Source organism: Amycolatopsis roodepoortensis, assembly GCF_014873915.1.
Lineage (GTDB): Bacteria > Actinomycetota > Actinomycetes > Mycobacteriales > Pseudonocardiaceae > Amycolatopsis > Amycolatopsis roodepoortensis.
The window spans coordinates 174,335-188,551 of sequence record NZ_JADBEJ010000008.1 but is presented as its reverse complement, the minus strand read 5'-3'; the positions used below and the strand labels follow the sequence as shown (position 1 = coordinate 188,551).

Genomic DNA, 14,217 nt, shown 5'->3' with positions numbered 1-14,217 from the left:
GTTCGTCCTCCGCCCCTCAGGACCCACGCGGTTTAACGGAACGCGCTCACGCTACCCCACGAGCGTGACGACCTGGCCCGCGCCAGGGAGAATCGCCCAAGGGTACTTTGCCACCATGAAAATCGGTGCCCATGTCCGCGACGACGACCCGCTGGCCGCGGTCGCCGAGCGCGAAGCCGAAGTCCTTCAATTCTTCCTTTCCGACCCGCAGGGCTGGAAAGCTCCCAAACCCCACCCGCACGGCGAGGCGATCAAGGAATCGCCGGTCGAGGTGTTCATCCATTCGCCGTACCTGATCAACGTGGCGTCGATGAACAACCGCATCCGCATCCCGTCGCGGAAGAACGTCACCCAGCACGCGAACGGCGCTGCCGCGATCGGCGCGAAAGGGCTCGTCGTGCACGGCGGCCACGTCGGCGCGGGCGAGGACGTCGAAGAAGGTCTTGTCAACTGGCGCAAGCTTTTCGAGCGTGAACAGGAAAAGGGCGGTTTCGCCGTGCCGATCCTGATCGAGAACACCGCGGGCGGCGACAACGCGATGACCCGCGACCTCGACACGATCGCCCGGCTCTGGGACAAGGTCGGCGAATTCGGCGCGGGTTTCTGTTTCGACACCTGCCACGCGTACGCGGCGGGCTGGGACCTGACCGAGGCCGTCAAGAAGGTCAAGGCCATCACCGGCCGGATCGATCTGGTGCACCTCAACAACTCGCGCGACGAGTTCGGTTCCACCCGTGACCGGCACGCCAACGTCGTCGGCGGTGACGGCACGATCGATCCCGAGGTACTGGTCGCGGTCGCGGCCGAGGCCGGCGCTCCGGTGGTCGTCGAGACCCCGGCCGACGGGCAGGCCGCGGACATCGCCTACGTCCGGGAACGCGTCGCCTGACATCCCGCGCTCGCCCTTGGGAGGGAGATCGTTCCCTCTCCGGCGGGAGGGCAGGGCGCGCCCGATCGCGAAAGGCTCGACCTCGACCGGGAAACACCCGGTGCTGGAGGGGAAGCCATGAACATCAAGTCGAAGATCGCCGCGGTCGCCGTGCTCGCCGTCGCGGCGGGAACGCTGGGGGCGACGCAGGCGACGGCGGCTCCGTCGGCCGGCTCGGTCGTCATCGGGTCGGCGGGCGGGCCGCTGACGTTCCCCGCCTACGAAGGCGAGCCGGTCCGATTCGACTTCGCCGCTTTCGGGGAACCCGGGAAATCTTCGGGCCGGTTCCACGTGAATCATCTGGCGAAGGACGGCAAACTCGTCGCCGACTTCGAGGGCAAGGTCGACTGCGTCTCGCGTGACGGCGACCTCGCCGTCCTGACCGGCGTGATCGAACGCGCCGACATCCCCGCCTTCCCGGTGAACGTGGTCGGCCGCCGCGTCGGCTTCTCGGTACGGGACGTGCCGCGCGGGCACGACCGGATCGGCTGGAGCTGGGGGTACGGCGGTTTCGAGCAGGACGTCCTGCCCTGCACCGGGCCGGTGCCGTTCTTCGAAACGAGCACGGGCGGCTACCTCGTGCGCTGAATCGGCTTGACCCTCACGCCACGGGAGGGTCGAACCTGTGCCGCATGAAGAATCGGACCGTGTACCGGGCGGAGGACGGCGAGCACGTCGGCTACGTCGTCCCCGCGCCGGAAACCCGTTGGCAGGCACTGACCGTTTTCGGCTACCCGCTCGGCGGGCCCGCCGCCTTCGACGACTCCGTCGCGTTGCTGGAGGCCGAGGGGCTGGCCATCCTCGCCGAGCGCTGGTCGGTCAAGCACGGGGAAGACTGGGTCAGCTGCCGTCTGGTCGAGACGTCACCCGAAGCCGTCATCGTGAGTATCGACGACTTCGGGGCCGAGGACTTCGGCAAGCACATCAGGCTGGAACGTCCTGGGCCTGAGGTGCTGAAACGCGTTTGACCGTCCGCGCGTCGGGGGCGCCGTCGAGGAAGCCGCCGATCGGATCGTCGTCCCCGGCGGCGCGGACGAGGTCTCGGCGCGGCTGGTGGATCTCCCGGATCACCAGCGCGCAGAGGCCGACCACCGCGAGGTCGCGGACGACGACGGTGCCGAGGAACCAGTCTTCGGGCAGGCCCTTGTTGTCGACGCCGAGGTAGTACATCATCCGCGGCGCCCAGACCAGCGCGTCGAGGATCATCCAGCCGAGCAGCAGCCGCCAGCGCGGGATCGCGAGCACCGCCAGCGGCACCAGCCACAGCGAATACTGCGGGCTCCACACCTTGTTGGTCAGCAGGAACGCGGCCACCACGAGGAAGGCCAGCTGGCCGAGCCGCGGACGGCGCGGCGCCTTCATCGCGACGTACCCGATGCCGGCGCAGGCGGCGAGGAACAGCACCGCGACGACGGCGTTGAGCACGACCGGTGTCTGGCCCGTCGCGAGCTTCCCGTCGAAACCGGCCCAGCCGGACAGGTGGGAGATCACGTTGTAGAGCGAGTCGGGATCCATCGGGCGCGCCGTGTTGAGCCGGAAGAACTCCCACCAGCCGGTCGGCGCGGCGAGCGCGAACGGGACGTTGACCACCACGAGCGTCGCCGCGGCGAGCCCGCTGGTGAGCGCCCACTGTTTGACCTTGCCCGCGCGCAGGCACAGGAAGAACAACGGGATGAGCAACAGCAGCGGATACAGCTTCGCCGCCGCGCCGAGGCCGAGCAGGAAACCCGCGATCTCCGGCCGGCGCCGGGCCCACGCGAGCAGCGCGGTCGCGGTGAACGCGGTCGCGATGGCGTCGAAGTTGGTGAAGACGTGCACCATGGCCAGCGGCGAGATCGCGACCAGCGCGGCGTCCCACGGGCGGCGTTTCAGCGATCGGCCGGTCGCCCACACCGTGACGAGCCAGGCCAGCGCGAGCCACAGCGCCGAGATGTTGAAGTACACGGCCACCGGGAGCGCGCCGGGCAGCCAGCCCGATTCCGCGACCGAAAGCCACGCTTCGGTGATCTTCGCGTTGATCCACTGGAACAGACCCGTCGCGACCGGGTACTCCATGTACCGCGTGGTCTCCTTCGCCGTTCCCGCGTCTTCGGTCCACGAAGTCACGTACGGGAAGGTGTCCGGATCGTTCAGGCGCTCGGAACTGTAGAGCGGGATGATGTCCGAGTAACACATCGCGACGAACGGGCGGCCCGCCCGCCAGTCGAGCTGATGGGTCCCGGAGTCGTCGGTGTACTGCTGGATGCACGACGCCTTGCCGAACCACGAGAGCACCAGCGCGAGGCAGGCCAGCAGCAGCCCCACTCGCTGCGGGGACCAGAACCAGTGCCGCCCCACGGCCGCGTGCTCGCCGAGCGGGCCGCCGATCGGGCGGGTGGCCGCGGCCACGAGCGGTTCGTTCCAGCTCGGGATGACCCGCTCGCCGGGGGTGAGGGAGAGCGGAGCCTCGGGCTGGGTCGTCTGGTCGGACACGTGGCGGATGTTAGCGCCTATCCGGGTGACCACCCGGTGATGTCGCCGCTCTCGTAGAACCCGGCCAGCACCTCCGCCGCCGCGCCGAACGCGACCACGTCGTCGCCCATCTCGTCGAGATCGACCTGGATCCGTTGCCAGTGCGGCAAAGGAAGCAGCTCCCGCAGCCGCGCCGCGACGGTGTCGCGGTAGACCTCTGGCTCCGCGCGGACCGACCGCCCGGTCAGCACGACCCGTTCGAGGTCGAGGACCTGGACGAGGTCGGCGAGACCGATCGCGAGCAGGCCCGCCGCCTCCTCCGTGGTCGCGGCCGCGTTGTGCAGCACCTCGACGCAGCCGCGGCGGCCGCACGCGCAGCGCGGTCCGTCGAAGGCGAGCGTGGTGTGCCCGAATTCGCCCGCGTTGGTCCGCGGCCCGCGGTACAGCCTGCCGTCGATCAGCAGGCCGACGCCGATCCCGGTGCCGACGAGCACGACGGCGGTCGCGGCCTCGGCGCCCTCCGGCCAGTGCTGGGCGAAGGCGGCGGCGTTGGTGTTCTTGTCGAGCCGCACGGGCAGCCCGGTGCGTTTCGCGAGCAGGTCGCGCAGGGGGACGTGGTGCCAGCCCGGCATGTTCGTGGCGTCCCGGACCACTCCTTCGCGGTGGTCGAGAGGGCCGACGGACCCGACGCCGAGGCCGAGGACACCCTCGACACCGTCGAGCAGCCCTTCAGTCGCTTCGCCGAGGGCGGCGACGGCCTCGGCGGGGGTGAATCCCGGGGTCAGCGGCCCGCCGCGGGACGCGATGATCTTCCCGGTCAGGTCGGTCATGAGCACGCGGAACGAGTCCCGGTCGAGCTGGGCGCCGAGCGCGTGCCGGGCGTTCGCGCGGACGCGCAGCAGGGTGCGCGGTTTGCCGACGCCGGACGCGGCCTGGCGTTCTTCGTCCAGGAGGCCCGCTTCGAGCAGTTCGGGGACGATCTTCGAGACGGCCTGCTGCGTGAGCCGGGTGCGTTCGGCGAGTTCGACGCGGCTGAGGCCGCCCGCGCGCAGGATATGCGTGAGCAGCAGTGTCCGATTGTGCTGGCGCAGGCCGCGCAGATTCACCCCGGTGTCCGGCATAGCGCGCATCCTGCCATGACTGGCTGATTACGCAACACTGTTGTTTAATGGGGTCATGGCTGACTTGCGAGTGGGGATCTTCGGATACGGCACCGGCGGACGCGTCTTCCACGCGCCGCTGGTCGACGCGACACCGGGGCTGACCCCGGCCGCCATCGTCACTTCGAATCCGGACCGGGTCGGCCAGGCGAGCGCCGACTATCCGGCCGCCGACGTGCTGCCCGACGCGGACGCGTTGTTCGCGAAAGCCGGCGAGCTGGACTTGGTCGTCGTCAGCACGCCGAACCGCACGCACGTTCCGCTCGCGCTTCGGGCGATCGAGGCGGGCTTGCCCGTCGTCGTCGACAAGCCTTTCGCGCCGACAGCGGCCGAAGCCGCGAAGGTCGTCGAAGCGGCGAAGGCCAAGGGCGTCGGACTGACGGTGTTCCAGAACCGCCGTTTCGACTCTGACTTCCTCACCGTCCGGAAGGTCCTCGAGTCCGGCCGTCTCGGCGACGTCTTCCGCTTCGAGTCACGCTACGACCGCTGGGTGCCGAAGCCGCGGGACAACTGGCGCGAGTTCGGCGACCCTGCCGAGGCGGGCGGCCTCCTCTACGACCTCGGCGCGCATATCGTCGACCAGGCGCTGCAGCTGTTCGGCCCGGTCTCCGAGGTCTACGCGGAGGTCGACAGGCGCCGCGCCGGGGTGTCGGTCGACGACGACGCCTTCGTCGCCCTCCATCACACCAACGGGGTGCGCTCGCATCTGTGGGCGTCCGCGCTCGCGGGCACCCGGAACCCGCGCTTCCGCCTGCTCGGCGACAAGGCGACCTTCACGAAGTACGGCCTCGACGTCCAGGAGCCGCAGATCAAGGACGGACTGCGGCCCGGCGACCCCGGCTGGGGCGTCGAGCCGCCCTCGGACGCGGGCGTGCTCGGCGTGAACGACGACGTCGAAACCGTGCCCACCGAGGTCGGCCGGTACGAGGACTTCTACGCGCGGGTGCGCGACGCGCTGCTCGGCAAGGGCGGTTTCCCGGTCGATCCCGCCTCCGCCGTCGAGGCGCTCCGGGTCATCGAAGCCGCCCACCTTGCGGGTGCCGAACGGCGCGTCGTCACCCTCTAGCTACTCGTTGTCGCCTCTGCCGCCGCCCCGGCCGGGCCCGTTGCCGCCTTCTTCTTCGCCGCCGTTGTTCTCACTGGACGAAGGCGGGTTCCGCGAACTGGAGGTCTCTTCCTCCTCGTTCCGCGAGGAGGAAGACCCGGTGGAGGGGCCGGTCGACGGCGTGCCGGTCTCGGTCGAGCCTTCGTCCTCGTCCGGCGGGGTCTGCGTCGACGGGACGGTGTTGTTGTCGTCCCCGCCGATGATCTTGACCTTCTCGAAGCGCTCCCCCGGTTTCCCGTTCAGGTACAGGGAAAGGAACTTCTGCCAGATCGGCCCGGCGATCGTCGAACCGAAGATCGACTTGCCGTTCTTGCCCTTCAGCGCCTTGTCACCGTCGCCACCGACCCAGACCGCGGCCGAGATCGACGGCGTGTAGCCGACCATCCAGGTCTGCGAGTTGGCGTCCTTCGCCGACGCGGGCTCGCCCGGACGGTAGGTGTGCTGCTGCGTTCCCGTCTTGCCCGCGCACTCGTGATTGTTGGGGCACTTGAGCTTCGAGAACGGGATGACACCCTTGAGCGACTCGGTGACGTTCCCGGCGATCTGCTTGCTCTTGTCCGCGTCGTCGGAGAACGCCGGCTTCGCCTCTTCCGGAGCCGAGTACGCGGCCTCGTCCTGCGAGTTGGTCACCTTGACGATGAAGTGCTTGTCCCGCCGCTGGCCTTCGCCCGCGAAGGTCGCGTACGCGGCGGCCATGTCCTCCGGGCTGACGGCCGTCTTGCCACCGCCGAGCGCGATGTTGTTGTCGGCGTACAGCTCGGAAACGCCCTCGGGCGCGGGTTTGATGCCGGCGTCCTTGGCGGCCTGTGCCACCGGCCCCGGCTTGGTCACGTTCACGACCATGTCGTAGAACACCGTGTTCGCGGAGCGCTGCATCGCTTCGGACACCGTGCACTGCGCCGAACACGAGCTGCCCGGACCGGCGTTCCGGATCGTCTGCTTCCCGAACTGCCGGTTGTTGGAACCGTCGAACGTCGAGTTGATCCCGCCCTTGCCCAGCTGCATGTACGCGGTGAGGTCGAACGGCTTCATCGACGATCCGGGGTTCTGCGGGGTGTTCGCCCAGTCACGGCCCTTCTGGTCCTTGCCGTCGGGCCCCTTCACGATGGACGGGCCACCGTAGTACGCCTTCACGCCGCCGGTCTTGGGGTCGATCGCGACGAGCGCGTTGAGCAGGTTCTCGTCGGTCTGGCCCTTCATCCCGTCGGCCACCGCCTGCTCGGCCGCGGCCTGCGCCTTCGGGTCGATGGTCGTATAGACCTTGTAGCCGCCCCGGTAGTAGACGTCGGCGGTGATGCCGTTCGCGGCGAGCTCGTCCATGACCTTGTCGCGGATGAACGGGTTGACCACCCCGGCCTGCTGCTTGTCCTCCTGCGGGATCGGCGTCGGGAACTGCAGGTTCGCGCGGTCCGCGGCGGAGAGGAAACCGTTCTGCACCATGCGGTTCAGCGCGACGTTCCAGCGATCGTTCGCGACCTTCGGGTTCTCGGAGCGGCCCGGCTGCTGGATGAGGCCCGCGAGGAGCGCCGCCTCCGACGCGTTCAGGTCACCGGCGGGCTTGCCGAAGAACGCCTGCGCGGCCGACTCGATCCCGTACGCGCCACGCCCGAAGTAGATGATGTTCAGGTACGCCGAGATGATGTCCTTCTTCTCGTACGTCTGGTTCATCTTGAAGGACTTGGCGAGCTCGGTCCATTTACGGGCGAGCGACGATTCGTCGTCCCCGCTGGCGACCTTGATGTACTGCTGGGAGATGGTCGAGCCACCGCCCTTGCCCGCGGTCACCTGGTTGTAGACCGCGCGCAGGATGCCGCCGATGTCGAAGCCGGAGTTCGTCTCGAAGGAGGCGTCCTCGGTGGCGATCACGGCCTTCTTGACGATGTCCGGGATCTGCTCCGGCGTCAGGATCTGCCGGTTGCCGCCCTTGGGGACGTCCTTGCCCATCTCGGTGTTGTCGGCGTAGTAGTACGTCACCGCCTGGCCCTGGGTGGCCGCGACGGACTGCGGCGACGGCACGTCGACGGCGAAGTAGGTGATCACGAACGCGATCGCCGGGATGACGACGAAGAGGCAGAACAGCGCGAGCAGCACTCGCCGGATCCGTCTCCACCGGCGCTTCTTGCGCTGGGCGGGGGTGAGGATCGGCTTCCCGTTCTCGTCGGTCTCCGGACCGTACGGCTCATCGTCGTACGGCTCGTCGTAGCCGCGGTCGGTGGTGCCGTTGTGCTCGTGATGTGTGATGAGGTCCGGCTCGTGCTGCGGCGCGACCGGGGGCCGCTGCGGGCGGCGCGGTGGCGGCTGCTGCTGGGAGGGCCCCTGGCGTTGCCACGGCGCCTGACCAGGGGGACCCTGCCGCTGCCCGTGTCCAGGGGGCGGCCCGGCGGGGCGGCGGGGCGGTCCGGCCGGGCGCTGCGGACGACGTGCGGGGTCAGGGTCCTGACCTGGCCATCCGCCGTGGGGATCGTCGTTCACTGGGACGTCCTCCGAACCTTCCGTGGTGAGCGCGGTCCTGCGGTCGCAGGTCTCCTTCTAGTTAAGACGTATCGGATCGGTTCAGGTTCACCGATGCCACGAAAAAAGGTGTGCCGGGCACTCGCCCGGCACACCCTTCGTCAGGTGCTCAGACCGATCGTCACGGATCTTCGGCGTTCGGGAACAACGGATCCGTGGTCCCGGGCCCCGGCCTCGTCGGCTTCGTGGGTTTGGTCGGCTTCGTCGGCCAGCCACCCGTTTCGGTCGTCTCGGTCGGCGTCGTGGGTGTCGTCGGCGTCGGGGTGGTCGTCGGCGTCTCAGGCGGCGTCGACGTCTCCGGCGGCTTCTGGGCCGTCGTCGTCGGCACGGAACGCGCGTCCTTGCCGATCGGCTTGACGCTGTCGAACTTCTCCGACGGCTTGCCGGTCATGTACCGGGACATGAAGTCTTCCCAGATCGGACCGGCGATGGTCCGGCCGTAGATCGGCTTGTTGTTCTTGTCGTGCAGCGGCTTGTTGCCGTCGCCGCCGACCCACACCGACGTCGAGATGCTCGGCGTGTAGCCCACCATCCAGGTCTGCGCGTTGCGGTCGCGATAGCTCGGCGGGTCGCTGTCCTTGAAGTCGTACTGCTGCGTCCCGGTCTTGCCCGCGCACTCGTGGTTCTTCGGGCACTTGAGCTTCGAGTACGGGATGACCTCTTCGAGCGCGTCGGTGACGTTGCCCGCGATCTGCTTGCTCTTGTCGGCGTCGTCGCTGAAGGCCGGGGTTCCCTTGGGAGCCGTCTCGTCGAACTCGACCTCGTCCTGGGAGTTGGTCAGCTTGGCGACGAAGTGCTGCTTCTGCCGGACGCCTTCACCGGCGAAGGTGGCGAAACCGGCCGCCATGTCCTCCGCGGTGGTGACCGTGCCACCACCGCCGAGCGCGATGTTGATGTCGGGGCTCAGCTTCGCCTTGCCGCCTTCGGCCTCCACCATCACGCCGGCTTCCTTCGCGGCCTTCGCCACCGGGTCGACCTTCGTCTCGTTGCGGACCATGTCGTAGAACACGGTGTTCGCGGAGACCTTCATCGCCTCGGCGACCGTGCACTGCGTGCCGCAGTTGGAGCTCTCGCCCGCGTTCCGGATCGTGCGGCCGTCGAACTTCCGGTTGTTGGAGCCGTCGAAGGTCTCGCCGAGACCGCGGCCCATCTTCAGGAACGCGGTCAGGTCGAAGGCCTTGAACGCCGAACCGGGGTTGTGCGGCACGTTCGCCCAGTCCATGGCCTGGACGTCCTGGCCCTGCGCGTTCTTGGTCCAGTCCGGGCCGCCCCAGTACGCGACGACGCCGCCGGTCTTGGGGTCGATCGCGACCAGCGCGTTCAGGATGTTCTCGTCCGTCTGGCCCTTCATCCCCTCGGCGACGGATTCCTCGGCCATCTTCTGCGCCTTGGGATCGATCGTCGTGGTGATCTTGTAGCCGCCCTGGTGGAGCCGGTCCTGGTCGTAACCGCGGGCTTCGAGCTCGTCGATCACGCGGTTGCGGATGTGCAGGCTCAGCGTCCCGGCGTCGTCGGCCTTCGCCTGCGCCTTCGGGATCGGCTTCGGGAACTGCGCGGCGGCGCGCTCACCCGGGTCGAGCCACTTGTTCGACACCATCTGGTCCATCACGAAGTTCCAGCGTCGCTGCGCGTACGGCTCGTTCTCGGACCGGCTCGGACCCTGGATCAGCCCGGCGAGCAGCGCGGCCTCGGACGCGCCGAGCTCCTTGGCCGGCTTCTTGAAGTAGGCCTGCGCGGCCGCTTCGATGCCGTTGGCGCCGCGGCCGAAGTAGATGGTGTTGAGGTAGGCGGTGATGATCTCCTCTTTGGACATCTGGTTGTTCATCTTGAAGGATTTGGCCAGCTCGGTCCATTTACGGGTGAGCGTCGGCGCCTCGTTGGCCGTTGCCTTCTTGATGTACTGCTGGGAGATCGTCGAACCGCCGCCCTGGCCGCCGGTGACGTTGTTGTAGACCGCGCGCAGGATGCCGCCGACGTCGAAACCGGAGTTGGTCTCGAACGACGAGTCTTCGGCCGCGTATACGGCCTTCTTGACCACTTCGGGGACTTCGCCGGGCTTGAGCAGGTACCGGCTTCCGCCGCTGGCGGGCGCGATCTTGCCCATCGGGCTGCCGTCGGCGTACATCAGCGTGATCGGCTGGCTCTGCAGGCTCGCGACGCTTTCCTGCGACGGGACGTCCACCAGGAAGTAGGTGATGACGAACGCGATCGCGGGCACCACGACGAACAGGCCGAACATCGCGTAGAGAACCCGGCGGACGATCCGCCAGCGGCGCTTTTTGCGCTGCTTCGGCGTGAGGACCTTCTTCTTGTCGTCCTCGTCGTCTTCGGCGGGCTCGTCGTACGCTTCTTCGCCCTCGGCGCCGAACGCGGCGCTCGGGTGACGATCGTCATAGCGGTCGTCGTACGGGTCGTAGCCGTACGGGTCTTCGGTGCCGTTGTGCGCGTGATGCGTGATGAGTTCCGGCTCGCGCTCGTACGGTTCCGGCTCGACCGGCCGGACCATCGCGGTCGCCTGGTCGGCCGGGGCGGGAGGACGGCGGTCGCCGGGCGGAGGCGGCGGCGGGCGGTGCCCGGCGGGACGGCCACCGGGCGGCGGCGGGGGTCCCTGCCTGCGCGGGGGCATGCCGTTGGGGCGGCGCGGGGGCGCGGGACGGCGCGGTTCGTTGTCGGAGGGCCACTCGGGGCCGCCGGCGTCACCACCGGGCCACTGGGGACCGTCGGCGGGACGCGGGCCGGCCGAGCGGGGGATGCCGTTCGGGGGAGTCCGGCGCTGGGGGCGGCGCGGCGGTTCTTCGCTCGGCCAGCCGGGTTCGTCGTCTTCGCCAGGCCATTGGGCACGGCGAGGTGCATCAGGCTCCTGGCCAGGCCAGGAGCGATTGCGGTCGTCGTTCACGAATGGGCCTCCCAGACCGGCGCTTCGGGGGACGCCGCTCTGTGCTCAACTGCGTTTTCGATACCTGTCACTGACCCGCTGTCCTCTGCGACCGGGTCCGTGGCCGGGTGGTTCCCGGATCTCCTGTTCCGAGGACGTAGGACCGCACCAGGTGGTTCCAGTGACAGCTCCGGCAGACCTCGACCTCGTAGACGGTGAACTCCGCGAAGTGCCCGTCCATCCGTACCAGTTCTTCCGGCGTCTTGGCCGATCCGGCGGCGTGCTTGAGCTCGTCGCCGTACACCCACGACACCAGGGTCAGTTCCTCCCGATGGCAGACCGGGCAGTCCTGATCGCCTGGTCGGCCGTGGAATTTCGCGGCACGGAGGAGGTACGGGCCCGCGTCGCAGACGTCGTATGTGCCGACCCGTCCGGAGTGGACGCCCTTGAGCAGCGCGCGCCGCTGTAAGGCGTAGTCCACGACCTGCCGCTGGTTTCGCACGCCAACAGAGTACGGGCTCTTCCTGTGTGGTCCACGCCCCGTTGTCGGCGGGACGGTCCGTATGCGGTCGGACACGCCGACGATTCGATAACTGTCCGATGAATTTCGGCGGATTTTCCGGGTACCCGTTCGGGTTAGCTACACCACTTCGATGTATCGGCGCGATATAGTGGGCCGGTAGGTTGACCGAGCCGGTCACGGTGGCCAACGCGACCGGTCGCGGTTTGTTCCCGGAAGGGGGTGCGGTGTGCTCGAGCTCGCGATCTTGGGGCTGCTGCACGAGACCCCCATGCACGGCTACGTGCTGCGCAAACGTTTGCATGAGACGCTCGGGATGTTCCGGACGTTCTCGTACGGCTCGCTGTACCCGACCCTGCGTCGGCTGCTTCGCGCCGGCTACCTCGTCGAGGAGCTCGAAGAGGTGGAAGACCGGGCGTGGGCACGCCGGGGCAAGCGGGTGTACAAGCTCACCGCCGAGGGCAAGGAACGGTTCGCCGAACTACTCGGCGACGCCGGGCCGCAGACGTGGGACGACGAAGGCTTCGGCGTCCACCTGGCGTTCTTTTCGAGGACACCGGCCGACGTCAGGATGCGAATCCTGGAAGGCCGCCGTCGTCGGGTCGAGGAACGCCGTGAAGGGCTTCGGACGGCAATGGCGCGGGCCGAGGAGAAGATCGACCGCTACACCCGTGAGCTGCACCGGCTCGGGCTGGAGTCCAGTGAGCGGGAGGTGCGCTGGCTCAACGAGCTGATCGCGCACGAACAGGCCGAGCAGCGCGGGCCGGAGACCTGAGGCGCTCTCCGAGCGCGCTGCGCATTACCTACAACTGTTGGACTAATGAAGGAGAAACCGGCATGGGCGAGAACCGCCGCGTTCGGGTGGCCATCGTGGGCGTCGGCAACTGTGCGGCCTCGCTGGTCCAGGGCGTTCAGTACTACCGCGACGCAGATGCCGGCACTCGCGTGCCCGGTTTGATGCACGTCGTGTTCGGCGAGTACCACGTCCGCGACATCGAGTTCGTCGCCGCGTTCGACGTGGACGCCAAGAAGGTCAGCCGTGACCTGTCCGAGGCGATCTTCGCCTCGGAGAACAACACGATCAAGATCGCCGACGTGCCGCCGCTGGGTGTCACCGTGCAGCGCGGGCACACCTACGACGGGCTCGGCCGCTTCTACCGCGAGACCATCGAGGAGTCCGACGAGACCCCGGTCGACGTCGTCGCCGCGCTGCGCGAGGCCGAGGTCGACGTGCTCGTCTCCTACCTGCCGGTGGGCTCCGAAGAGGCCGACAAGTTCTACGCGCAGGCCTGCATCGACGCCGGTGTGGCGTTCGTCAACGCGCTGCCGGTGTTCATCGCCTCCGACCCCGAGTGGGCGGAGAAGTTCCGCGCGGCCGGCGTCCCGATCGTCGGTGACGACATCAAGTCCCAGGTCGGCGCCACCATCACGCACCGCGTGCTGGCGAAGCTGTTCGAAGACCGCGGCGTCCAGCTCGACCGGACGATGCAGCTCAACGTGGGCGGGAACATGGACTTCCTGAACATGAAGGAGCTGGAGCGGCTCGAGTCGAAGAAGATCTCGAAGACCCAGTCGGTCACTTCGCAGGTCGACCGCGAGCTCGGCAAGGGCAACGTCCACATCGGGCCGTCCGACTACGTGCAGTGGCTCGACGACCGCAAGTGGGCCTACGTCCGGCTCGAAGGCCGCGCCTTCGGCGACGTGCCGCTGAACCTGGAGTACAAGCTCGAGGTGTGGGACTCGCCGAACTCGGCGGGCATCATCATCGACGCCGTGCGCGCCGCGAAGATCGCGAAGGACCGCGGCATCGGCGGCCCGATCCTGTCCGCTTCCTCGTACTTCATGAAGTCGCCGCCGGAGCAGTACGACGACGCCACCGCGCGCGACGCGGTGGAGAAGTTCATCGCCGGCGAGGAGTGACCCGCCCGTAGCGCGGCATGAAGGGGCCTTTCATCGCGAACTTCGCGATGAAAGGCCCCTTCGTCGCATTCGTGTAGGGCTAGTCAGCCCTCCTGAAGCGCCGCCGGCAGGTCCGTGATCTTCCCGACCACCGTCGTCTCCGCCAGTACCGCCGGATCCGGCGGGAAATGCGGATTCGGCACCGCGTACACCGTCATCCCCGCGGCCAGCGCCGCGCGCAGCCCGTTGGTCGTGTCCTCCACGGCCGCGCAGTTCTTCGGCTCCGCGCCCAGCAGCTCCGCCGCCTTCAGGTACACATCGGGCGCCGGCTTCCCCGCGCCGACCTGCTCCGACGAGACCGCCGTCGGCACCGGCAGCCGCGTGATGTCGAGGAACGCCTTGATCAGCAGCGGCGGCGACGAGCTCGCGATCGCCACCGGCCAGTGCTTCGCGACCTCGCGCACGACCCCCGGCGCGCCCGGGATGATCGGCGGTTTCTCCGCGTACCGCCGCGCCATCCGGTCGATCACCACCTGCGCGACGTCCTCGGGCCGCAGCTGGACGCCGAGGTCGTGCGCCAGGTAGGCGGCCCATTCCGGGGTGCTCATCCCCTGCATCGCCCTGGTCGATTCCTCCCGCCAGGTGCCGTGGAACTCGTGGACGACGGATCGCCGGACCTCGTCCCACATCTTTTCCGAATCCACCAGGACACCGTCGAGATCGAAGATCACCGCTTCCACGCTCCCAAGCCTAGGCGGTGAAAACCTG

General features: G+C 68.5%; 12 protein-coding genes. 6 read left to right on the top strand and 6 right to left on the bottom strand.

The features are described 5' to 3' along the window. Positions 1-115 precede the first annotated feature (115 nt). The 3 genes from H4W30_RS38500 to H4W30_RS38490 all read left to right on the top strand — a co-directional run bounded on the left by H4W30_RS38500 (position 116) and on the right by H4W30_RS38490 (position 1,896). Entirely contained in the window at positions 116-889 is a 774-nt protein-coding gene (locus H4W30_RS38500; RefSeq protein WP_034314318.1) for a deoxyribonuclease IV, read from the top strand. A gap of 117 nt (positions 890-1,006) precedes the next feature. After that, positions 1,007-1,516: a hypothetical protein gene (locus tag H4W30_RS38495; protein ID WP_192747249.1), complete on the top strand. Its 510-nt coding sequence runs from the start codon at positions 1,007-1,009 to the stop codon at positions 1,514-1,516. Between the two features lie 44 nt (positions 1,517-1,560). Continuing rightward, positions 1,561-1,896, top strand: a complete 336-nt coding sequence (locus H4W30_RS38490; RefSeq protein WP_192747248.1) for a hypothetical protein — start codon at positions 1,561-1,563, stop codon at positions 1,894-1,896. Here H4W30_RS38490 and H4W30_RS38485 read toward each other — a convergent pair. Both H4W30_RS38485 and H4W30_RS38480 read right to left on the bottom strand, forming a co-directional pair. Then, positions 1,853-3,400, bottom strand: a complete 1,548-nt coding sequence (locus tag H4W30_RS38485) for a glycosyltransferase family 87 protein (protein WP_192747247.1) — start codon at positions 3,398-3,400, stop codon at positions 1,853-1,855. The two genes, H4W30_RS38490 and H4W30_RS38485, sit on opposite strands and share 44 nt — an antisense overlap. Before the next feature lie 17 nt (positions 3,401-3,417). Further along, a complete protein-coding gene (locus tag H4W30_RS38480; protein WP_192747246.1) occupies positions 3,418-4,500 on the bottom strand; it encodes an ROK family transcriptional regulator in 1,083 nt (360 codons plus the stop codon). A 55-nt stretch (positions 4,501-4,555) separates the two neighbouring features. Between H4W30_RS38480 and H4W30_RS38475 the strand changes: the two genes are divergently transcribed. Continuing rightward, positions 4,556-5,605, top strand: coding sequence for a Gfo/Idh/MocA family oxidoreductase (locus H4W30_RS38475; RefSeq protein WP_225950787.1), 1,050 nt, complete (start codon positions 4,556-4,558; stop codon positions 5,603-5,605). Here the strand turns inward: H4W30_RS38475 and H4W30_RS38470 are convergent, their stop codons facing one another. The 3 genes from H4W30_RS38470 to H4W30_RS38460 all read right to left on the bottom strand — a co-directional run bounded on the left by H4W30_RS38470 (position 5,606) and on the right by H4W30_RS38460 (position 11,532). Next, on the bottom strand, positions 5,606-8,116 hold the full coding sequence (locus H4W30_RS38470) for a transglycosylase domain-containing protein (protein WP_192747245.1): 2,511 nt from the start codon (positions 8,114-8,116) through the stop codon (positions 5,606-5,608). Positions 8,117-8,276: 160 nt separating this feature from the next. Further along, positions 8,277-10,661, bottom strand: a complete 2,385-nt coding sequence (locus H4W30_RS38465; protein ID WP_192747971.1) for a transglycosylase domain-containing protein — start codon at positions 10,659-10,661, stop codon at positions 8,277-8,279. Positions 10,662-11,118: 457 nt separating this feature from the next. Then, positions 11,119-11,532, bottom strand: a complete 414-nt coding sequence (locus tag H4W30_RS38460) for a DUF5318 domain-containing protein (RefSeq protein ID WP_192747244.1) — start codon at positions 11,530-11,532, stop codon at positions 11,119-11,121. A gap of 247 nt (positions 11,533-11,779) precedes the next feature. Between H4W30_RS38460 and H4W30_RS38455 the strand changes: the two genes are divergently transcribed. Both H4W30_RS38455 and H4W30_RS38450 read left to right on the top strand, forming a co-directional pair. Continuing rightward, on the top strand, positions 11,780-12,325 hold the full coding sequence (locus H4W30_RS38455) for a PadR family transcriptional regulator (protein ID WP_005168208.1): 546 nt from the start codon (positions 11,780-11,782) through the stop codon (positions 12,323-12,325). Between the two features lie 62 nt (positions 12,326-12,387). Further along, positions 12,388-13,470 carry an inositol-3-phosphate synthase gene (locus H4W30_RS38450; protein WP_192747243.1) on the top strand — a complete coding sequence of 361 codons (1,083 nt, stop codon included), beginning with the start codon at positions 12,388-12,390 and terminating at the stop codon, positions 13,468-13,470. Between the two features lie 83 nt (positions 13,471-13,553). Here H4W30_RS38450 and H4W30_RS38445 read toward each other — a convergent pair whose 3' ends face one another. Beyond that, positions 13,554-14,189 (bottom strand): HAD family hydrolase, encoded by a 636-nt coding sequence (locus H4W30_RS38445; protein ID WP_192747242.1) that lies wholly within the window; start codon positions 14,187-14,189, stop codon positions 13,554-13,556. Positions 14,190-14,217 lie beyond the last annotated feature (28 nt).